The sequence below is a fragment of the Lysobacter firmicutimachus genome, assembly GCF_037027445.1.
GTDB classification, from domain to species: domain Bacteria; phylum Pseudomonadota; class Gammaproteobacteria; order Xanthomonadales; family Xanthomonadaceae; genus Lysobacter; species Lysobacter firmicutimachus.
In genome coordinates, this window is sequence record NZ_JBANDL010000002.1 from 1,594,775 (window position 1) to 1,613,127 (window position 18,353).

Consider the following 18,353-nt stretch of genomic DNA (forward strand, 5'->3'; position numbering starts at 1 on the left):
CATCGCATGAGTGACCCGGCAAGCCGATTCGCCGGGTATGACCCAATCGCCAAGCCGATTGGTTCCAATTGCGACTCAATAAGGCGATAAAAATACGCCACTGCGGCGATATGCGCCGCGATAGTCTGGCCTTCCCTCATCCAGGCCACGCCGCCATGTCGATCGTCTCCACCGGCTCCATCGATGCCGCCCCGCGCAAGAAACGCGTGCTGATCGTCTACGCCCACCCCGAACCGCAGTCGCTCAACGGCGCCCTCAAGGACGCGATGCGCGAGCACCTGCTCGCGACCGGGCACGAGGTCGAAGTGACCGATCTGTATGCGCAGGGCTGGAAGAGCGCGATCGACGCCGACGACTTTCTGCAGCACGACCCGGACAGGCGTCTGCAGGTGATCGCCGCCTCCGGCCGCGCCTACGCCGAAGGCGCGCTGACCGAGGACGTGCGTCGCGAGCAGGACAAACTGCGCTGGGCCGACGCGGTGATCCTGCAATTCCCGCTGTGGTGGTTCTCGATGCCGGCGATTCTCAAGGGCTGGATCGACCGGGTTTACGCCTACGGCCTGGCCTACGGCGTCGGCGAACATTCCGACCGGCGCTGGGGCGACCGTTACGGCGAAGGTTCCTTCGCCGGCAAGCGGGCGATGCTGTCGGTGACCGCCGGCGGCTGGCGCGACCACTACAGCGCGCGCGGCATCAACGGCTGCATCGACGACATCCTGTTTCCGATCAATCACGGCGTGCTGCATTACCCCGGCTTCGACGTGCTGCCCTCGTTCGTGGTCTACCGCAGCGAGCGCGTCGATGCGGCGCAGTTCGAGCGGTTGCGCGCGCAGTTGCACGAGCGCCTCGACGGCTTGTGGACGCAGGCGCCGATTCCGTACCGGCAGCAGAACGCAGGCGACTACGAGTTGCCGTCGCTGCGCCTGAAGTCCGGTCTGGAGGCGCCCGGCACGCAGGGATTCCGCCTGCATCTGCGCGCCGAATGAAACGCGGACGGGACGCGCCGGCGCGATGCGGTCCGCATCGTCCGGCCGCGTCGCGCGCGTACGCGCAATCGTTCTTGCTGCGGCCACCGCAGCATTCTGTTTTGTGATGCAGGTCCGCCGCGGCTGCGCGGTCATCGGCTTCTTGCTAGGCTGGCCCCTGCCACGGTACGTGGCCGTATGTCGGGGACGACGCGGCTCAGGGGACGCTCCGTGCGCGTCGTTGGATTCGTACGTAGCCCGCCTGCGGCGGGCGCCAGGGGTGTAGATCCGGCAGTGCTCAGGAGGAGTGCAAGATGACAGTCGTAGTAGACGTGCGCGAGATATTCGCCGATCCGGCCGTGGCCGAGCTGGCCGAAGCGGTGGCCGAAGGGGATGCCGCCGAAATCCGTCGACGTGCCGCAGGCGTGGACCTGCGCGCGCGCGGCGACAAGAACGTGACCCTGCTCGAATGGGCCGTGCTCAACAAAAGTCCGGTCGGGCTGCGCAGCCTGCTCGAACTCGGCGCCGATCCGGCCCAGCCCGGCATCGACGGCAGCACCGTGGTGCATCTGGCCGCAATGGCCAACGATCCGACCTATCTCGAAGCCTTGCTCGAGTATGGCGCCGATCCCGACACCGCGCATTCGGAAACCGGCATGACGCCGCTCAGTTCGGCGCTGATGGGCAGCCGCGCGGTGCAGTTCAAGCGCCTGCTGATCGCCGGCGCCGATGTCGATCGCGCCGACCGCATGGGCAATACCGCGCTGCATGTCGCGGCCAAGACCAACCAGCCCGGCGCGGCGCTGGAACTGCTGCAAGCCGGTGCTGATCCGGCGCCGCGCAACGCCCAGAACGTCACCTTCCAGCGTTATCTGTTCATGACCCCGCCGACGGTGCTGAGCGCACAGGCGCGTCGCGATCGCGATGCCCTGGTGGCCTGGCTGCGCGATCGCGGCCACGCGGTGGAAGGCGGTTGATCCGGCCGCTCGCGGCGCCGCAGGCGGCGAGCCGCGGGCAACGGCCTGTCTAGGGATAGAGCCTGTTTAGGCGATACGGAGCCCAGCTTTGCGCGGGCTCCCGGGATTCAGGGAGAGAGCATCATGAGCGAGCAGTCCCCGCACGGCAACGTCGGGCCTTCGAAGAACGAGCCTTCGTTCGCCGATCAGGTCCGCGGTCTGGACGCCAAGCCGATCGACAAGACCATGGCGCGGCTGATGGACGATCTGTACGAACTCGGCCCCGGCGCCGATGGTTTCAAGCCGCTGAGCGCCGATCAGCTGCTCAAGGCCGGCATCGACCCGGCCTCGTTGGAAAACCCAGACAGCGGCTTCCGCGCGCGCATCTACGGCGACGACCAGGGCCGTTACGTGCTGGCGTATTCCGGCACCGACGAAGGCAAGGACTGGCTGACCAATTTCCGCCAGGGCTTGGGCTTCGAGGACGCGCAGTACAACCAGGCCATCGCCCTGGCGCGCGAAGCGAAGATCGCGTTCGGCGATCAGGTCGCGATCACCGGTCATTCGCTCGGCGGCGGCCTGGCCGGCGCGGCCTCGATCAGCACCGGCATTCCGGCGGTGACCTTCAACGCGTCGGGCGTGCACGACAAGACCCTGGAACGGATCGGCATCGATGCCGATGCGGCCAAGCAGGAAGTCGCGCACAACGGCCAGATCCGCCGATTCGCGGTCAAGAACGAGATCCTGACCGATCTGCAGGAGCACAGCATTCCGCTGAAGTGGGCGATGCCCGATGCGGTCGGGCACAAGATCGAACTGCCCGATCCGGACCCGCAGTCGTTCTGGCGGCGGATGATTCCCGGCAACGGGATCAAGCACGGCATCGACGTGCATTACATCGAGGCGGTGATCAAGGCGCAGGAAATGGCCTATCCCGAGCGTCGCGCGGCGGCGCTCGACGCGCCGTCCGCGCCGGTGCGGACGGCGTCCGACACCGATTGGGCGCAACCGGGCCATTCGCACCGCGCCATGTACGATCAGGCGCTGCGCGGCCTGCAGGGACTGGACGGCAAGGGGCTGGAATTCCGCGGCGAGCAGGGCGTGCGCAACGCCGCCGCGCATGCGGCCCTGGATGCGCGCGCCAACGGTCTGGAGCGCATCGATCACGTCGTGCCAGGGCGCGATGGCGGCGGATTCTTCGTGGTCCAGGGCGCGCTGGAAGACCCGAGCCACCGGCGGGTGTTTCTCGATCAGGCCCGCGCCTTGTCGACCCCGCCGGCGGCGCCGCTTGCGGCGCCGTCCGAACAGACGGCCGCGCAGCAGAGCGAAACCCGCCGTGCCGTGATGAGTTGATCCATCGCGCGCGACCGCATCGACGCGAACGGCGGCCTGCGGGCCGCCGTTCGCGTTGGCGGTTTCAGGCCGTCCATGCGCCGACCGGCTGACGCACGGCGACATTGAGCCGGTTCCAGACATTGATGTTGGCGATCGCCACCACCAACGCCGCTAGCGCGGCCTCGTCGTAATGGCGCGCGGCCTCGTTCCAGATCTCGTCGGAGACCGCATCGGGGCGATCGCTGATTCGGGTCAAGGCTTCGGTCAGCGCCAGCGCGGCGCGTTCGGCGGCATTGAAGTAGGGGGCCTCGCGCCAGGCCGAGACCGCGAACAGGCGCTCGTCGCTCTCGCCAGCGTTCTTGCTCATCTTGCAGTGCATGTCCACGCACGCGCTGCAGCCGTTGATCTGGCTGGCGCGCAACTCGATCAGCATCAGCGTGGCCTCGGCCACGCCTTTGCGCTCGACCGAGGCTTTCAGCGCCCACAGCGCCTTCATGGTGTCCGGGTGGACCAGGGCCGGGTTGTTCATACGGGGCTGGATCTGCATGGGTGTGTTCCTGTGGGGTGGGTGAGCTGGGATCGGCGCGATCGCGCCGCCTCGATGGGCTGACGGGGCAGGGCGCAAAAACGTGACGATGCCGGCGGGCGCATTGCCGGTGCGCGGTGCGAGGCGCCGACATCGGGTCCGACGCGGCGGAGCGCGGGAACGTGGCAAGTTAGGCGGTGCGTCGACAAGGTGGCCGGCCCGGCGGCTGTCACACCGCCGCCCGCTGTCGCGTCGAACCTTCGAACCCATTCACAGGACGCCGCTCCATGCACGACTCCCAATGGCTGGCCGCGCAGTTCGAAAGCCAACGCGGCCATCTGCGCGCGGTCGCGCTGCGCATGCTGGGGTCGGCCAACGAGGCCGACGATGCAGTGCAGGAGGCCTGGCTGCGGCTCAGCCGCGCCGACACTCGCGAGGTCGCCAACCTGGCCGGTTGGCTGACCACGGTGGTCGCGCGGGTGGCGCTGGATGCGCTGCGCGCGCGCAAGACCCGGCGCGAGGAGTCGATGCAGTGGGAGCCGGGCGCGGACGAGACCGAGTCGGCCGACGAACCCGGCCCGGAACAGCAGGCCGTGCTCGCCGACGCGATGGGCCCGGCCTTGCTGCTGGTGCTGGAGACCTTGAATCCGGCCGAACGCCTGGCCTTCGTCCTGCACGACCTGTTCGCGGTGTCGTTCGAGGAGATTGCTCCCATCATCGGCACCAGCGCCATCAACGCGCGCCAATTGGCCAGCCGTGCGCGGCGGCGGGTGCAGGGCGCGGCCGCGGCCGAGCGCGTGGCCGCGCCGGTCGATTCGCTGCGTCGGCGGCGGGTGGTCGACGCCTTCCTGAGCGCCTCGCGCAACGGCGACTTCGCCGGCCTGTTGACCGTACTCGACCCGGACGTGGTGCTGCGCGCCGATCCGACCGCGGTGTTGGCCAGCGTGGCGCGACAGGCCGATGGCGCGCCGAAGTTGGCCGCGTACGCGCGCGGCGCGCAGGCTGTGGCCGAGGCGTTCGAGGGGCGCGCTCAGGCGGCGCAGCCGGCGCTGATCGACGGCGAGATCGGCGCGGTATGGGCGCCGGGCGGCAGGGTGCGCGGCGCATTCCTGTTCGCCCTGGCCGGCGAGCGCATCGCCGGGATCGACGTGGTGGTCGATCCGCGGCATCTGCAGCGGTTGCGGATCGAGATCCTGTGATGCGGACCGCAAGGGGCGGCGCTGCGAGCGCGCCCTTTTTCGCGCCTACTTCAAGCGCTTGAGCAGTTCGTCGGCCACGCCCGTGGCCGAGGCCGGGTTCTGGCCGGTAATCAGTTCGCGGTCGACCACCACGTTCGCGGCCCACGGCTGGGCGTTGCTGAGGTAGGCGGCGCCGGCCTGTTCCAGGGCGGTCTGCGGATAGAAGCGCATCTGGCCGCCGCCGAGCTGCGGCTTGGCGATCTCTTCTTCCTGATTGCTGATCACGGTGACCCGGTAACCGCGATAGATCCAATGCGCCGGCGGCGCCGCCCGGCCGGTGGCGGTCAGTTCGGCGGTGAAGGCCGATGCCTGCGGCAGGGTCGACAACAGCGCGATCGGGCCGTGGCAGACCAGCGCCGTGGGCTTGCCGCGACTGTGGAAGTCGGAGAGCAGCCGTCCGAGCGCCGGGCTGTGCAGCAAGTCCTGCATCGGCGCGTGGCCGCCGGGGATGTAGACCGCATCGTAGCGCGCGTAGCCTTGCTGCTCGATGCGCGCCAGGCTGACCACCGGCGAGCGCTCGCTCGAGGTCAGTGCGAGCCGTTCGAGCAAGGCCTGGTGTTCGCGTAGCGCCGCGGCGTCGCCGCCGAAATACATCGGATCGACCGAGCCTCGATCCAGCGTCGGCGCGCGCCCTTGCGGCGTGGCGAAGGTGAGCCGGTGGCCGGCGTCGAGCAGGCGCTTGACCGGTTGCATCAGCTCGTTGAGATAGAAGCCGGTAGCGAAGGTCTTGCCGTCCTTCAGGTCGAGATGGTCGGCATCGGACAGCACGACCAGCACGTTGCCGGCTTGGGCGGCGCCGGCGGCCAGGGTCATCGCGAGCGCGAGGCTCAGTTTGGAAACAAGCGTCATGTCGGGGATTCCGTAGGCAGGGTGGATCAGGCGTCGGCCAGCACGCGATCGCGCAAGGCGGCGCCGACGCCGCTGGCCGATTGCGGGTTCTGGCCGGTGATCAGGCGGCCGTCGACCACGACCTGCGCGGTCCAGTCCGGCGCGGGCTGGTGCAAGGCGCCGCGTTCGGTCAGGGTGGAGGCGAGCAGGAACGGCACGACGCGTTCGAGTCCGACCGCGCGCTCTTCGCTGTCGGTGAACGCGGCCACGCGCTTGCCGGCGACCAGGGCGTGGCCGTCGTCGAGAACCACGTTCACCAACGCCGCCGGCCCATGACAGACCGCAGCGACCGCGCCGCCGGCCTGATACACCTCGCGCGCGACCCGGGCCACGGCGGCGCTGTTGGGGAAGTCCCACATCGCACCGTGGCCGCCGGCGAAGAACACCGCCGCGTAGCGCGAGGCGTCGACCTGGTCGAGGCGCCGGGTGGTCGCGACGGCGTGGCGGAATGCGGGGTCGTTCCAGTAGCCGGCATTGACCGGATCGTCGAGGTCGAGGCCGTCCACCGGCGGCTCTCCGCCCTGGATCGAGGCGAACTCCACCGCGATCCCGGCTGCGTCGAGCTCGGCCAGCGGGTGGGTGACTTCGCCGAGGTAGTAGCCGGTCGGCTGGCCGGTGGCGCCCTTGCGGTCGTGGCTGGTCAGCACGAACAACACCGGGCGGGGCAGGACGGGGGACATGGGCGGGATCTCCTTGAGGGTGGCGCCACTGTATTGGGCGCACTTGCGGCGATAAACTTCCGGTTCGGGAAATCATTCGTGCCGTGGAGGCAAAAATGAGCCGTCGCTTCGACCACCTCGGCGACGTCGAGGCCTTCGTCGCCGTGGTCGAACACGGCTCGCTCACCGCTGCCGCCGTGGCGCTGTCGACCACGCCTTCGGTGATCAGCCGCGCCGTCGCGCGCCTGGAAACCCGGCTCGGCAGCCAGTTGTTGCGCCGGACCACCCGCCGCCAGGGCCTGACCGATGCCGGACGCTTGTACCTGGAGCAGGCGCGCGCCGCGTTCGCGTTGATCGACGACGCCGAACGCAGCATCCAGGGCGAAGACGGCGAATTGACCGGGCGGGTCCGGATCAGCGCGCCGACCACGTACGGCCACTACCGCCTGCCGCCGTTGCTGCAGTGCTTCGCCGCGCGGCATCCGCGCGTGCAGATCGAGGTCAACATCGCCAACCGCAACGTCGATCTGGTCGCGGAAGGTTTCGATCTGGCGGTGCGACTGGGCGCCTTGCCCGACAGCGGTCTGGTCGCGCGCAAGCTCGAGGACGCGGCGTTGTGCCTGGTCGCCTCGCCGGACTATCTGCGCCGCGCGGGCATGCCGGACGATCTGGCGCAACTGCGCGAGCATGTATGCCTCCCGTTCGTGATGCCCAGCACCGGCCGCCTGGCGTCGTGGTGGCTGCGCGAGGACGGCCGCGATCTGGACTGGACGCCGCCGGCGCCGTTGCTGGTGTCCGACGACGTGCTCGGCGTAGTCTCGCTGGCCGAGCAGGGCGTCGGCATCTGCCAGAGCTACGATTTCGTCGTCGCCGATCGCCTGCAGCGCGGCCGCCTGGTGGAAGTATTGCCGCAGTTGCGCGGCCGCTCGCGCCCGTTTTCGCTGATCTACGCGCCGCACCGCAGTCTGTCGGCGGCGGCGCGCGCGTTGATCGATCTGCTGGCCGGCGCGGCCTGAGCGCGCGCGACCATGCGCGAGCGCACGGCGCGTCTGCGCCGCATGCCCATTGGCCGTGCATTCACTCTGGCGCGCCATTAGCGTGTCGCCGCGCACAGCTTTGACGCGCGCACGCCAGCGCGCTTAAAGAACTCTTAAAAATCGGCGCCTAGCGTGGCCGAACGACACCGCGCGATCGCGCCGTGCGCCCCCATCGAGCCCCCTACATGCGCATGTTACGAACCTTGCCGTTGCTGATGCTGTGCCTGCCGTTGGCCGCTTTCGCCCAAGTCCGCGAAGCCGGCGAAGACCGCGCCGACCTGGCGCCATCGAACTGGAGCCTTGGCGTCGCCGCCGGCGGCCGCGGCGAACTCTACGCCGGCGAAGGCCGCCACCATCGGGTAGTGCCGTTGTTCGGCTACGAAGGCGAGCGCTTCTACCTGCGCGGCATCACCGCCGGCTATCACCTGGTGCAGAACGAACGCTTCGTCCTCGACGGCTTCCTTGCCGGCCGCCTCGACGCGATGGACGCCGACGATTTCGGCCGCCGCGCCCTGGCTTCGCACGGCATCGATCGCGACCGGCTCGATGACCGCGACGACGCCGTCGACGCCGGTATATCGGCCAGCTGGCGCGGTGCCGCCGGCGAATTGCAACTCGATCTGCGCGCCGACATCGCCGACGTCAGCGGCGGCTACGAGGCCGACCTCAGCTACCGCTACCCGATGCAGGCCGCGGGCCTGCTGATCACCCCGAGCGTCGGTGTCTCGGTGCTGTCCGCGGACCTGGCCGACTACTACTACGGCACCCTCGACGAAGAAGTCGCGCGCGGCGTGATCCGCTACCGTCCCGGGCGCGCCACCGTGCCGCACGTCGGCGTGACGCTGGCCAAGCCCTTCGCGCAGAAGTGGCGCGCGATCGCCGACTTCAACTACCAGGCCCTGCCCGACGAAATCCAGGACAGCCCGCTGATCGAAGACGACACCGACGGCGTGGTCCGCGTCTTCGTCGGCATCGCACGCAGTTTCTGAGCGCGAACCGCCGCTTTTGCTTCTGTAGGAGCGGCGTAAGCCGCGACCATGGGCCCGCAATTGTCACAGCGAGTCGCGGCTGCGCGTCGTGGCACACGTGATATCCACACAGGGCTGCTGCTTTCGAGCCTCAGCCATAACGCACGCGGATTAATCGATCCGATACACCCGCGCCTTGGGCAAATCTTCGTCCACCTGCAGGAACCAGCGCCCGGCCACGCCGGGCACGACCACGATCTCCGGCGTGTTCATCGGCTTGCGCAACGTCATGCTGCCCTTGAGCACCTTCCACTGTTGCCCGTTGTCGAGTTCGAACACCGTGCCCGGCTCCCAGCCGGCGACATCGTGCTTGAGCCGGCTCTTGATCGGCTGATCGTCCAGACCGATGTACTGGGCCGGCCCGCGCCGCGGCGCTTGGCCGGCCGCGTCCGACGCCACTGCGGCCGGCGCGTTGGCCGCATCTTTCTCCGCCGCTTCGCGCAGCATCCGGTTCAGCGTCTGCAACTGGGTCGGCGTCAGCGCGACTTCGCGCAGTTGCTCGGGGCTGAGGCGGTCTTCGATCGGGGTGTAAGACGACTGGGCCAGCGCTGGCGTGGCGGCGACGAGCAGGAGGGTCAGGATCAGGGCACGGAAAGGGCGCATGGCGAAGGACGGTGGGCCAGGAGGGCCGGTCGCGCTCATGGTGTTTCAAAAGAATTGCGAAATTGTGACGAGCCAGTGCTCGGACTCGCGCCGTAGCCCTGGCAAGGCGGCTGGCCAGGCCTAGGGCGCCTCGGAACGTCGACATACGCACGCTCGATGTCGATCGATGCTCAACATAGGCATCGCGGGCAATCACGACGTTGGAGTCTTCGCTGGAATGGAAATCGATCACAATCCGATGCAGCTGCTGGAGGCAGAGGTCGGGCGGATCGTGGGGCTGCAGAGAGTCGCGGAGGCCGCGGAGTATATCCAGGATGCTGCTCCTCGGCCTGCGGAGCAGGCTGACATTGCTCGATTCAATGGTGTGATAAATGCAGTGAGCAATGCTGCCGGCCTGGAGATTCCTAATATGAGTGTCAAGATCAAGGCGGAGGGATTTCAGGGCGTCTTTCGTGTGGACGGTAGGTTGGACTCGCAGCGTCTGGATCGAGAGCTTGATAGGCGTAAGTGACCGCAGGGAGCTTTTTGAAATGGCGCTTTATCAGATTCTGGTGGAAGGGGTTTTTGTCACATCGCCGGAGCTTGGGAAAGATGTGGGCGGGTTCCATACGACCTTTTATGTAAAGGCCAATGGCGCAGCGAACGCTGTGCACCGTGTCGGCGATCCACTTGCTGAACGCATGTTGCGGCATCAAGTATTAGCTCGCCAGGCCAAATTACTGAAGGCGTATTTTTGGGTCGACGATTTGTGGGAGGTAAGCGAAGAGAAGTTTCTTCAGAACGAGGGGCGAGACTCCGGTTTCACCTTTTTTAGAATTGGACTTTTAGAGCGTGTACACCTTGCTCTTCGAAGGGAGCATTTCAAAATAGCTAAGCCATGGCTATTAATCGATGGGTAATTTTTCAGCGAAATGTAGGCTGTCGCTGATGTGGTATTTGCCGCTCTACCTGAGTTGGCAGAAGGAGCGCGTCGTAGAGGTTTCCCCTATCAATGTTGCGTTCTAAGAGCGGTTTCTGACCTCGGTCCGCAATGCGCTGGAAGAGATCTTGGGCGTTCCCTGACCGAGGCCCCTGCGAAGGTGATTGCGCCGTAGCAAACGCGGACGTCGCCAGGACGCCGCGTTCGCCGCTGCGCTCGCTCAAGCCGCATTCGCCGCCGCCACCGCCGCCCGGTTCGGCGTCGACCAGGCCCGCATTTCCACGTTGAAGCCGAAGTCCGTGGCCGGGTGCGAGTCGGCCACGCGCACGGCTTGCTCGTAGCTGTCGGCGACGAAGAACAGCAGGCCGGAGACGATGAGGTCGTCGCTGCGCACCAGATCGGAATGCGGGCCGGCGTGATGGCTGTCGGTGCTGAGCGAGTGCGGTACGAGGCGGTGGCCGGCGTCGATCTTCTGTTCGACCCAGAAGGCGATGTTCTGCTTCATGCGCAGTTCGTCGGCCGGGGCGAGAGGCTGTTGGCGGTTGCGGCGGAACAGCATGACGTAGGTGTTCATGGGGCGTGCTCCTCGTGTGGCGGTTACCGCATTGGGCGGTCAATAACTGTGATGCAGCTCTAGCGGTGGTGGTTGCATGCACTGCCGCTCGGTCGCGTTCGACCTGGGCCGTATGAGCTGCGCCGGGCGGGCGTACTTTGCGCCGGCCAGGCTGGGCGGGCTTGTAAGAATTCGGCGTTCGGCACCAAACGCTAGGCGTTCGAGCGTCGGCCGCCTTGCGGGCGTTGCGGCGTGCGTCGGGGCTGGGCGGCGCAGGTCGACTGGTTCGGGGCCTGCACGCTCAAGTCGTGCCGAAGTGGGCGCCGGGCGAGCGCCCGGTGGCGCGACGGAAGTCGTGGTTGAAATGGGCTTGGTCGTAATAGCCGGCGGCCAAGGCCAATCCAGCGAGGTCGATGCCGGGGCGGTAAGCCGCCAAAGCGCGCTCCAGCCGCAGGGTGCTGGCGTACTTCTTCGGCGTCACGCCGACGATGCGGCGGAAGCGGCGCTCCAGCGCGCTCTGGCTCAGGCCGATATGCCGGCTCAGCGTTTCGATGCGGGCGCCGGCGGGCGCGCGCTGCAGCCAGCCGATCGCCGCGGCAACCAGCGGATCGGGACGGGCGTTGCCGAGACGATGCAGCAGATAGGCTTCCAGCCGGTCCAGGCGCGCGGCCGCGTCGGCGGCGACGGCCAGTTGTTCGAGCAGGCGTTGAGTGCCGCAGTCGCGCTCGGCCAGATCGTCGAGGTCGACGGTGGTGCCGGCGAATTCGTCCTGCGGCGGCCGCAGCAGGGCCGCGGCGCCGACCGGGGTGAACTTGGCCAGGGCCAGGCCGTGGCCGCGCGGATGCTCGTGGCTGCGCAGGCGGTCGTGCAGGCCGGTGAAGGCGACGGTGGGCACGGCGCGCCCGTCGTCGAGCCGGCAGCGCTCGCGGAACGAGAACGCGAGCACCGAGGCGGTGTCGGGCAGATGGCTGTCGCGCACGTCCGCGACGCATTCGACGACGATCAATTGCTGCACGAACGGGCGCAACCCGGCGCAAGGCGCGCGTTGCAGCATGCGGACGTCGGTAGGCGAGGGCGCGGGCATGCGCTGATCCGGTTTCGGGAGGCGCCGTCCTGCGGAGCGGGTCGGCGAAGGCGTGGAGGTCGGACTTTGCCAAGCTAGGCCGCGCGCGAGGCGGCGGCAACCGACATTCGTCACCTCGAAACCCGCATCCGTGCAGGGCCGGGCGGCGTCGGCATGGCCGGGCCGGGTGGGGCGTCGGCGCCATGGCCGACGGGGCCGGGGCCGCGGACGGCGGTGCTCCATCGCGCAGGAGCCGCGATCGGCGTTGCGCCGGCTGCCGCATCACGCTACAAAGCGCCCAGCCCGCATCGGCCGCCGATGCGGGGCGCTTATCCGGAACTGTTCGCAATGGCCGTCCTCTCCGCTGTCCTGTACTTCCTCACCCACCACCCGTTCTGGGCGTTCGTGCTGCTGTGCGGGCTGGGCTTAGGGTTGGGCTGGCTGTGGGGGCGGCGGCGCGGCCGCGGCTGGTGGGGCGGGATCAGCATCGCCTTCCTGCTGCTGGCCCAGGCCAATCTGTTCGCCGGCCGCTATCTCAATGCCTGGTTCCTCAATGCGGCCGGCACCGAGGGCTCGGCGGTGGTGGTCGGCGCCAAGCGCACCGACGCCAAGCTCAACAACAGCACGGTCTATGCCTATGCCGCCGTGCTCAGGACGGCCGACGGACGCGATGTCCAGGTCGCGTTCGACACCTTGTCGGCGGCGATCCATCCGATCCGCAATGCGATCCTGATCCCTCCCCAGGGCGAGCGCTTCACGGCCAAGTACGTGCCGGGCTTCGAGCGCAATATCGTGATCCTGTCCGACCGTTCCGATTACGGCATTCGCCGCACTCTGATCGAGGATCGCGCCGCGGTCGATCAGGCTGCGGCCCAGCTTGCGGTCAGTCCGGCCAATCCCACGTTCCGTGCGGAGTACCGCGAAGCGCTGCGCGCCTTCCTGGCCAAGCACTACGGTTCGGACGATCCGGTGGTGAAGGAGTTCGAGCGCAAGAGCGCCGAGTTGGAGCGGGAGTCGCGCTGATTCCGGGCTGGTGCGGGCTGTGCGCGGCGAGGTTTGGCACCGGCTTTTCTGACCGAATCCCACGACGGCCGAAGCATCGCGACCTAGGCGCGCGCGAGTCTTGGCCGCCGTAAGGCACGTTGACCGTTCCCGCCCCTCGCGCACGTTATCGACAACGGGCCTCCGGATGCGCGTCGCGCATCGCAGCGGGGGACACGAAGCGATCGGCGGCAAAGGCCGCGGAGTGGCCACGGGGGAAGGACACATGAAAGCACGGACGATCATCGCGGCCCTGGCGATCCTGGGCTGCCTGGCCGGCAGCGGCTGCGTCAGCTATCCGGACAAGGCCTATTGGGATGTGCACGACGCCAGGCAAGTCGGCAGCCGCTCGCAACTGATGGCGATCGAGGTCAGCGAAAAGGGCGCCATCTTCCACCCCGAACAGCGCGAGCGCATGCGCCGCTGGCTCGGCGACGAATCGACCCGCGAACCGATCGTGGTGTTCGTCAACGGTTGGCACCACGACGCCAGCCAGGACGACCGGAACCTGCGCGATTTCACCGGCTTCCTGGGCAAGCTGGAAAGCCGGCTCGACGAGGCCGGCGTGCCGGTCGACAGCGTCGACGGGCTCTACGTGGGCTGGCGCGGCGACGAGTACGACCTGCGGTTGCCGGCGCAGTGGCTGGACTTTCCGACCATCTGGCCGCGCAAGCGCGCCTCGACCGAGGTCGGACGCAACGGCCTGAAGGAGATCGTGGCGATCTTGCAAGAGCTGCAAGGGCGGCAGTCGGCGCGACCGCTGGTGATCATCGGCCACAGCCTGGGCGGCTCGGCCTTGTTCCAGGCGATGCGGCTGAACCTGAGCGGCCCGGCCCTGGACGGCTCGGAATACATCATGCTCAATCCGGCGGTGTCCGAGCTGGAATTCGAAGGCCTGCAGACCGAACTCAAGAACGCGTTCGCCGCGCAACGCGCGGCGCTGGCCCAGGCCGAAGGCACGGCGGCCGACACCGCCGAGTACCAGCGCCAGCGCGAGTTCCTCGATCGCGACTATCGCAAGCTGGTGGTGCTGCAGGCGCAGGGCGACACCGCGGTCGGTTTCCTGCACCGGTTGGCGTTCAAGGGCACGCCGATCGGCTTCAGCGAATCCAGGCAGACCCATACCGCGCAGATCTGCGGCATCGGTGCGCCCTGCCCGGAAACCGACTGGCGCGGCTGTCAGCGCACCGTGCCGGCGCGGGTGCCGGCCGGGCGCGCCGGTTTCCTGATCACCGCGCGCGGTGCCGACGCCGAAGAATGCCGGGAGTCGACCCGAGAGCCGGTGTGGGTGATCGCCGGGCGCGATACGGTGTCGCGCAGCCACAACGACATCTTCAACGATGTGCAGGCCGACGCCCTGGCGGCGCTGGTGGTCGACTCGATCGAACGCCAGGCCCGGCGTTGATCAATCCCGCTCCGCGCCGGCTTCGACCGCCGGCGCGGGCCCACGCTCCTGCAGGTCCAGGACCAGGAATTGCGTGCCCGGTACCGGATTGAACACGTAGGGCGCGATCGGCGCGAACCCCAGCGAGCGATACAGTCGTTGCGCCGGCGCCATGCTCGGCAGGGTGTCCAGGCACAGGCGCGCGTAACCGGCGGCGCGCGCCTGCACGCAGGCACGCTCGGCCAGTCGCCGCCCGAGGTGTTCGCCGCGCGCCTGCGGGCGCACGTACAAGCGTTTCATTTCGGCGTCCCCGGCGGCCAGCGGACGCAGTGCGATGCAGCCCAGGGCCTGGCTTCCGCGCCAGGCGATCAGCAGCTCGCCGCGCGGCGGCGCGTACTTGCCGGGCAGACTGGCCAGTTCGTTTTCGAAATCCTGGAACGCGAGATCCACGTCCAGGCTTTGCGCGTATTCGCGCAACAGTTCGCGGACGCACGCCAGGTCCTGCGGCCAGCGGGCGGGACGGATGTCGATGCTCATGCCGGAACGATACGAATGAGGACGGAAGGACGCGGATGGGGCCGGGCCCGCGGTCGGCGCAAGCACTGTAACCGCTGCGGTCGCGGGCAACCGCCGGGTCGACACAGCGGGGACGGCATGCGTCGGGCCCGCCGCCTGCGAGCGGCGGTACGCAATCGCGCGCGATCCCTGTAGGCTGCGCCCTCGGCCGCCCATCGCGAAGCGGCAAGGGACGAAAACGATGCGGACAGGGACGGATCGGGCGCCGCGGCGCCTGCGGATGCGGGATCGGCTGGGCGCGCCCTTGCTGCTGTGCGCCAGCGCACTGTTCGCGCCGGCGCAGGCCGCGTGCCCGGCGACCGCGCAGGCTGCGACGGCCTGGCTGGCGCAACAGCCCGACCTCGGCCCACCGCTGTGCGAGCCGGAGTGCGTCGGCGAATCCAAGCTGTCCGGTCGCGGCTTGAGCGTGCTCGGCGTCGAACCGGTGCAGGTGCGGCGCGAGTTGCGCGACGGTCTGGTGCATCGGCTCGGGATCGAACTTCCGGGGCCACCGCAGCCTTACGTACGAGCGTTCCGCAGCGCCTGGGCCGACGCGCCGCCGAAAGGCAGCCGCGGCCGCTGCCGCGAGCGCGATTGCAATTGGGCGCTTGAAGGCGATGCCGCGGCCGCGCCGGCCGGCGCTTTGCGCGAAATGCGCCTGCTGCCGATGTTGGACGAGCCGACCTACCTGTTCTGCGAGTACGCGCTCTAGTCCGGCGCGCGCAGGCCGGGCCGCGTGCGGCTGGACGACACCGGCTGACCGGCGCAGCCGCGGGCCGTCAGCGCCGTTACAATTCCCGCGCGACCGGCGCTGCGAGGGGGCGTCGCCGATGCGCGGGACGCGAGAGCGTCCGAAGCCGGGCCGCTGCGGCGGCCCGATCAGCCGGCCGATCCCGTCGGTCCGTTGTTGCCGAACTCTGGAAGCCGCGCCCATGCCCCGATTCCCGCTCCGCACCGCGCTCGCCGCCTTGCTGGCGTTCGCCGCATGCCCGGCCTGGGCCGGCGAATCGCAGGCCGCCTATGTCGTTGCCGGGCGCAAGGTGATCGGCACCTTGAACCTGCCGGAGCGGGTGCGCAATCCGCCGGTGGTGCTGCTGTTGCCCGAGTTCGCCGGCAACCGCGACGAGCGCCGCGGCGGCGCGGTCAAGGAAGGCGTGTACGCGCGCGCGGCACAGCGCTGGGCCCAGCAGGGCATCGCCAGCCTGCGCATCGACTATCGCTTCAACGGCGACAGCGACGGCCAGTTCGCCGACGGCAGCCTGGATGCGTTCGTGGTCGACGGCGTACAGGCGCTGGAATACCTGGCCGGTTCGGGCAAGGTCGACCCGCAACGCATGGCGGTGGTGGGCTGGGGCATGGGCGGCGCGGTCGCCAGCGCGGTCGCCGCGCGCAGCCGCTATCCGCTCGACGGCCTGGCGTTGTGGAACCCGGACGTCGACGTCGGCGCGGCCTTCATCCAGCGCCTGGGTCGCGACAAGATTCGCCAGGGACTGGCCGGCGGCAGCGTGCCGACCACGGTCGATCTGGCGGTCGGGCGCACCGTCGCGCTGAAGCAACCGTTCTTCGTCAGCCTGTTCACGCTGTCGCCGCCGGCGGAGATCGCCCGCTACGGCGGCCCGCTGATGGTCGCCGTCGGCACCCAGGACGAAATCGGCGCGCCGCAGCCGGCGCAGGCGGAAAGCCTGATCCGCTACCACGGCGGCGAAGGCGAGTTGCTGGTGCTGCCGATGGACCGCATGTTCAACCTGGGCAAGAGCCGGCGCCAGGTCGATGCCTTGATCGAGGCCACCGAAAGCTTCCTGCAGAACCATTTCCGCTGAGCTTGGCGCCCAGCGACGCCGTCGGTCCGCGCATCGGCGGAGGCGGCGATCGCGGTGCGTTGCGAGCGGTCCGGCGCAGCGCCGGTCTGCGTTTGTGGACGAGCCGCCGCCCGCTGGCATGAGCCGCGGGGCTGAGCCGCGCGCGATGGCCGCAATCCCCAGCCCCAGCCAGCGGCGCATGCCCGATCGCGCCGGGCGCGCTTGACTGCCGGTCGAGGGCGGCGAGCCGGCGCGCCGGCGAAACCCGGCCGCGGATCGGTCTCCGGCCTGCGTAGCCGCAGCGGCTTTGTATCGCACTGTATCCGCGCCGGGGGCGAGCAGGGTCCGGATACAAAAAGCGGTTCCCGGCGACACGGTGCGGATACCGCGTGCGGGCGAAATGGCGCCTCCGAAACGCAGCCGCCAACGCCCAGGAGCGCACCATGTCGACCGTCGCGACCCGCACCGATTCTTCCGCCCGCGTGCCGTTCCTGGTCCGCATCGACGCGGTAGGCCGCTGGCTGGCGCCGCTGGGCCTGCGCGCCCTGTTGGCGTGGGAATTCTTCGAAGCCGGACGCGAAAAGCTGCACGGGCAGAACTGGTTCGCCGAACTCGGCGGGCGGTTTCCGCCGCCGTTTTCCTGGTTCGGCGCCGACCTCAACTGGCACTTGGCGACCGGTCTGGAACTCGGCGCCAGCGTGGCCTTGTTGCTGGGGCTGGGCACACGCTATGCCGCGGCGGCGCTGTGGGTGCTGACCCTCGTCGCGATCGGCGCGGTGCACTGGCCGCAGCACTGGGACAACCTGGCCGAGCTGTGGCGCGGCTACGCCATCACCGACGACGGCTACGGCAACTACAAATTGCCGCTGCTGTATCTGGCGATGTTGCTGCCGCTGATCTTGAACGGCGCCGGCCGGCTCAGCCTGGATGCGCTGATCGCCCGCCGCACGCCGGTTACGGCCAGCGCCGACCGCCGCGCCTGGGGCTGGACCGCATTGGCGATCGGCCCGTCGTTCGCGCCGCTGCTGCCGGTGTTCGGCGCCGCGCTGGCCGTGCTCGGCCTGGGGCTGCTGACGCTGAGCCGTTTACAGCCGCCCCGGCGGCTGGCCGCCGCTTCGCCCTGAGCGGCATTCGTTTTATCCATTCCGAATTCCCATCCCGTCGCAGACAGCGACTCACGCACGGCGCATCCGTGCTCTTCACTGGAGCAACCCCATGTCAGGTTCCGAAACCCGTACCTCCAAGACCTCCGAACGGCGTTCCGACCCGCGCGCCAATCCCGCATCGGCCGGCGTACTCGGCGTGGCCCTCGCCGCGACCGCCTTGACCGGATTGTTCGCCGGTTCGGCCTTCGCCATGCAGCCGCTGGCGCAGGGCTATCTGCTCGGCGCCAGCCATGCCGGCGCCGAGGGCAAGTGCGGCGAAGGCAAATGTGGCGCCAGCAAGGCCGGGAGCAAGGCCGCGCAAGCCGAAGGCAAGTGCGGCGAAGGCAAGTGCGGCGCCAGCAAGCCCGGCAGCAAGGCCGCGCAGGCGGAAGGCAAATGCGGCGAGGGCAAGTGCGGCGACGCTTCGTTCGCCAAGACCGACCGCAGCGGCGACGGCCGGGTGTCGCGTGCGGAATTCCTCGCCGTGGCGCCGCAACGCGCCGCCGACTTCGCCAAGATCGACCGCGATCGCGACGGCTTCATCTCCGAGTCGGAGGCCTACGAGTTCCTCAAGGCCACCTATGCCGCGAACGGCAAGCCGATGCCGCCGGGCCTGTTCGCCAAGCACCCCGCCGGCGGCCGCTGAGCGCGGTCTTCCT

21 protein-coding genes are annotated in these 18,353 nt (G+C 68.9%); 14 read left to right on the top strand and 7 right to left on the bottom strand.

Annotated elements, in window-relative coordinates; genetic code table 11:
- The first annotated feature begins 155 nt into the window (after positions 1 to 155).
- From V2J18_RS06885 to V2J18_RS06895, 3 genes are all read left to right on the top strand, one after another.
- Positions 156 to 986: an NAD(P)H-dependent oxidoreductase gene (locus V2J18_RS06885; protein ID WP_336131382.1), complete on the top strand. Its 831-nt coding sequence runs from the start codon at positions 156 to 158 to the stop codon at positions 984 to 986.
- A gap of 293 nt (positions 987 to 1,279) precedes the next feature.
- Positions 1,280 to 1,942, top strand: a complete 663-nt coding sequence (locus V2J18_RS06890; RefSeq protein WP_064748591.1) for an ankyrin repeat domain-containing protein — start codon at positions 1,280 to 1,282, stop codon at positions 1,940 to 1,942.
- Between the two features lie 123 nt (positions 1,943 to 2,065).
- Positions 2,066 to 3,274 (top strand): Tle-like phospholipase domain-containing protein, encoded by a 1,209-nt coding sequence (locus V2J18_RS06895; protein ID WP_336131383.1) that lies wholly within the window; start codon positions 2,066 to 2,068, stop codon positions 3,272 to 3,274.
- A gap of 64 nt (positions 3,275 to 3,338) precedes the next feature.
- On the opposite strand, the gene V2J18_RS06900 is transcribed toward V2J18_RS06895, so the two are convergent.
- The gene (locus tag V2J18_RS06900; RefSeq protein ID WP_222423768.1) at positions 3,339 to 3,803 is read right to left on the bottom strand and encodes a carboxymuconolactone decarboxylase family protein; all 465 of its coding nucleotides are present in this window, start codon (positions 3,801 to 3,803) and stop codon (positions 3,339 to 3,341) included.
- A gap of 266 nt (positions 3,804 to 4,069) precedes the next feature.
- On the opposite strand from V2J18_RS06900, the gene V2J18_RS06905 reads away from it, so the two are divergent.
- Positions 4,070 to 4,981 (top strand): sigma-70 family RNA polymerase sigma factor, encoded by a 912-nt coding sequence (locus tag V2J18_RS06905; RefSeq protein ID WP_336131384.1) that lies wholly within the window; start codon positions 4,070 to 4,072, stop codon positions 4,979 to 4,981.
- Between the two features lie 45 nt (positions 4,982 to 5,026).
- On the opposite strand, the gene V2J18_RS06910 is transcribed toward V2J18_RS06905, so the two are convergent.
- Positions 5,027 to 5,869 (bottom strand): type 1 glutamine amidotransferase domain-containing protein, encoded by an 843-nt coding sequence (locus tag V2J18_RS06910; protein ID WP_336131385.1) that lies wholly within the window; start codon positions 5,867 to 5,869, stop codon positions 5,027 to 5,029.
- Positions 5,870 to 5,895: 26 nt separating this feature from the next.
- Complete coding sequence (locus V2J18_RS06915; protein WP_336131386.1) at positions 5,896 to 6,588, bottom strand: type 1 glutamine amidotransferase domain-containing protein; 693 nt, start codon at positions 6,586 to 6,588, stop codon at positions 5,896 to 5,898.
- A 95-nt stretch (positions 6,589 to 6,683) separates the two neighbouring features.
- Here V2J18_RS06915 and V2J18_RS06920 point away from each other — a divergent pair, with 95 nt between their 5' ends.
- Positions 6,684 to 7,583, top strand: coding sequence for a LysR family transcriptional regulator (locus V2J18_RS06920; RefSeq protein WP_064748583.1), 900 nt, complete (start codon positions 6,684 to 6,686; stop codon positions 7,581 to 7,583).
- Positions 7,584 to 7,789: 206 nt separating this feature from the next.
- A complete protein-coding gene (locus V2J18_RS06925) occupies positions 7,790 to 8,593 on the top strand; it encodes a MipA/OmpV family protein (RefSeq protein WP_222423767.1) in 804 nt (267 codons plus the stop codon).
- 150 nt (positions 8,594 to 8,743) lie between these two features.
- On the opposite strand, the gene V2J18_RS06930 is transcribed toward V2J18_RS06925, so the two are convergent.
- On the bottom strand, positions 8,744 to 9,235 hold the full coding sequence (locus V2J18_RS06930) for a hypothetical protein (protein WP_064748582.1): 492 nt from the start codon (positions 9,233 to 9,235) through the stop codon (positions 8,744 to 8,746).
- Between the two features lie 166 nt (positions 9,236 to 9,401).
- On the opposite strand from V2J18_RS06930, the gene V2J18_RS06935 reads away from it, so the two are divergent.
- Positions 9,402 to 9,746 carry a hypothetical protein gene (locus V2J18_RS06935; RefSeq protein ID WP_064748581.1) on the top strand — a complete coding sequence of 115 codons (345 nt, stop codon included), beginning with the start codon at positions 9,402 to 9,404 and terminating at the stop codon, positions 9,744 to 9,746.
- A 19-nt stretch (positions 9,747 to 9,765) separates the two neighbouring features.
- Positions 9,766 to 10,134, top strand: a complete 369-nt coding sequence (locus tag V2J18_RS06940; protein ID WP_141233509.1) for a hypothetical protein — start codon at positions 9,766 to 9,768, stop codon at positions 10,132 to 10,134.
- Positions 10,135 to 10,374: 240 nt separating this feature from the next.
- On the opposite strand, the gene V2J18_RS06945 is transcribed toward V2J18_RS06940, so the two are convergent.
- The gene (locus V2J18_RS06945) at positions 10,375 to 10,728 is read right to left on the bottom strand and encodes a hypothetical protein (protein WP_064748580.1); all 354 of its coding nucleotides are present in this window, start codon (positions 10,726 to 10,728) and stop codon (positions 10,375 to 10,377) included.
- A gap of 280 nt (positions 10,729 to 11,008) precedes the next feature.
- Positions 11,009 to 11,791 carry an AraC family transcriptional regulator gene (locus V2J18_RS06950; RefSeq protein ID WP_186442603.1) on the bottom strand — a complete coding sequence of 261 codons (783 nt, stop codon included), beginning with the start codon at positions 11,789 to 11,791 and terminating at the stop codon, positions 11,009 to 11,011.
- Positions 11,792 to 12,118: 327 nt separating this feature from the next.
- Between V2J18_RS06950 and V2J18_RS06955 the strand changes: the two genes are divergently transcribed.
- Both V2J18_RS06955 and V2J18_RS06960 read left to right on the top strand, forming a co-directional pair.
- Positions 12,119 to 12,793, top strand: coding sequence for a hypothetical protein (locus V2J18_RS06955; RefSeq protein ID WP_075575170.1), 675 nt, complete (start codon positions 12,119 to 12,121; stop codon positions 12,791 to 12,793).
- 244 nt (positions 12,794 to 13,037) lie between these two features.
- Positions 13,038 to 14,216 (top strand): alpha/beta fold hydrolase, encoded by a 1,179-nt coding sequence (locus tag V2J18_RS06960; RefSeq protein WP_336131387.1) that lies wholly within the window; start codon positions 13,038 to 13,040, stop codon positions 14,214 to 14,216.
- Here V2J18_RS06960 and V2J18_RS06965 read toward each other — a convergent pair whose 3' ends face one another.
- Positions 14,217 to 14,732: a GNAT family N-acetyltransferase gene (locus V2J18_RS06965; RefSeq protein WP_064748576.1), complete on the bottom strand. Its 516-nt coding sequence runs from the start codon at positions 14,730 to 14,732 to the stop codon at positions 14,217 to 14,219.
- A gap of 259 nt (positions 14,733 to 14,991) precedes the next feature.
- On the opposite strand from V2J18_RS06965, the gene V2J18_RS06970 reads away from it, so the two are divergent.
- The 4 genes from V2J18_RS06970 to V2J18_RS06985 all read left to right on the top strand — a co-directional run bounded on the left by V2J18_RS06970 (position 14,992) and on the right by V2J18_RS06985 (position 18,340).
- The gene (locus V2J18_RS06970) at positions 14,992 to 15,462 is read left to right on the top strand and encodes a hypothetical protein (protein ID WP_064748575.1); all 471 of its coding nucleotides are present in this window, start codon (positions 14,992 to 14,994) and stop codon (positions 15,460 to 15,462) included.
- Between the two features lie 220 nt (positions 15,463 to 15,682).
- Complete coding sequence (locus V2J18_RS06975) at positions 15,683 to 16,570, top strand: alpha/beta hydrolase family protein (protein WP_186442602.1); 888 nt, start codon at positions 15,683 to 15,685, stop codon at positions 16,568 to 16,570.
- A gap of 422 nt (positions 16,571 to 16,992) precedes the next feature.
- Positions 16,993 to 17,673, top strand: coding sequence for an HvfX family Cu-binding RiPP maturation protein (locus V2J18_RS06980; protein WP_336131388.1), 681 nt, complete (start codon positions 16,993 to 16,995; stop codon positions 17,671 to 17,673).
- 91 nt (positions 17,674 to 17,764) lie between these two features.
- A complete protein-coding gene (locus V2J18_RS06985; RefSeq protein ID WP_336131389.1) occupies positions 17,765 to 18,340 on the top strand; it encodes an HvfA family oxazolone/thioamide-modified RiPP metallophore in 576 nt (191 codons plus the stop codon).
- Positions 18,341 to 18,353: the final 13 nt, after the last annotated feature.

Bases quoted from the DNA above. Each gene is read 5' to 3' on its own strand.
- V2J18_RS06910 (WP_336131385.1), bottom strand. From the start codon at position 5,869: ATGACGCTTGTTTCCAAACTGAGCCTCGCGCTCGCGATGACCCTGGCC.
- V2J18_RS06975 (WP_186442602.1), top strand. From the start codon at position 15,683: ATGCCCCGATTCCCGCTCCGCACCGCGCTCGCCGCCTTGCTGGCGTTC.
- V2J18_RS06905 (WP_336131384.1), top strand. From the start codon at position 4,070: ATGCACGACTCCCAATGGCTGGCCGCGCAGTTCGAAAGCCAACGCGGC.
- V2J18_RS06895 (WP_336131383.1), top strand. From the start codon at position 2,066: ATGAGCGAGCAGTCCCCGCACGGCAACGTCGGGCCTTCGAAGAACGAG.
- V2J18_RS06885 (WP_336131382.1), top strand. From the start codon at position 156: ATGTCGATCGTCTCCACCGGCTCCATCGATGCCGCCCCGCGCAAGAAA.
- V2J18_RS06960 (WP_336131387.1), top strand. From the start codon at position 13,038: ATGAAAGCACGGACGATCATCGCGGCCCTGGCGATCCTGGGCTGCCTG.
- V2J18_RS06950 (WP_186442603.1), bottom strand. From the start codon at position 11,791: ATGCCCGCGCCCTCGCCTACCGACGTCCGCATGCTGCAACGCGCGCCT.
- V2J18_RS06935 (WP_064748581.1), top strand. From the start codon at position 9,402: ATGCTCAACATAGGCATCGCGGGCAATCACGACGTTGGAGTCTTCGCT.
- V2J18_RS06900 (WP_222423768.1), bottom strand. From the start codon at position 3,803: ATGCAGATCCAGCCCCGTATGAACAACCCGGCCCTGGTCCACCCGGAC.
- V2J18_RS06920 (WP_064748583.1), top strand. From the start codon at position 6,684: ATGAGCCGTCGCTTCGACCACCTCGGCGACGTCGAGGCCTTCGTCGCC.
- V2J18_RS06985 (WP_336131389.1), top strand. From the start codon at position 17,765: ATGTCAGGTTCCGAAACCCGTACCTCCAAGACCTCCGAACGGCGTTCC.
- V2J18_RS06925 (WP_222423767.1), top strand. From the start codon at position 7,790: ATGCGCATGTTACGAACCTTGCCGTTGCTGATGCTGTGCCTGCCGTTG.
- V2J18_RS06915 (WP_336131386.1), bottom strand. From the start codon at position 6,588: ATGTCCCCCGTCCTGCCCCGCCCGGTGTTGTTCGTGCTGACCAGCCAC.
- V2J18_RS06890 (WP_064748591.1), top strand. From the start codon at position 1,280: ATGACAGTCGTAGTAGACGTGCGCGAGATATTCGCCGATCCGGCCGTG.
- V2J18_RS06930 (WP_064748582.1), bottom strand. From the start codon at position 9,235: ATGCGCCCTTTCCGTGCCCTGATCCTGACCCTCCTGCTCGTCGCCGCC.
- V2J18_RS06965 (WP_064748576.1), bottom strand. From the start codon at position 14,732: ATGAGCATCGACATCCGTCCCGCCCGCTGGCCGCAGGACCTGGCGTGC.
- V2J18_RS06945 (WP_064748580.1), bottom strand. From the start codon at position 10,728: ATGAACACCTACGTCATGCTGTTCCGCCGCAACCGCCAACAGCCTCTC.
- V2J18_RS06955 (WP_075575170.1), top strand. From the start codon at position 12,119: ATGGCCGTCCTCTCCGCTGTCCTGTACTTCCTCACCCACCACCCGTTC.
- V2J18_RS06940 (WP_141233509.1), top strand. From the start codon at position 9,766: ATGGCGCTTTATCAGATTCTGGTGGAAGGGGTTTTTGTCACATCGCCG.
- V2J18_RS06970 (WP_064748575.1), top strand. From the start codon at position 14,992: ATGCGGGATCGGCTGGGCGCGCCCTTGCTGCTGTGCGCCAGCGCACTG.
- V2J18_RS06980 (WP_336131388.1), top strand. From the start codon at position 16,993: ATGTCGACCGTCGCGACCCGCACCGATTCTTCCGCCCGCGTGCCGTTC.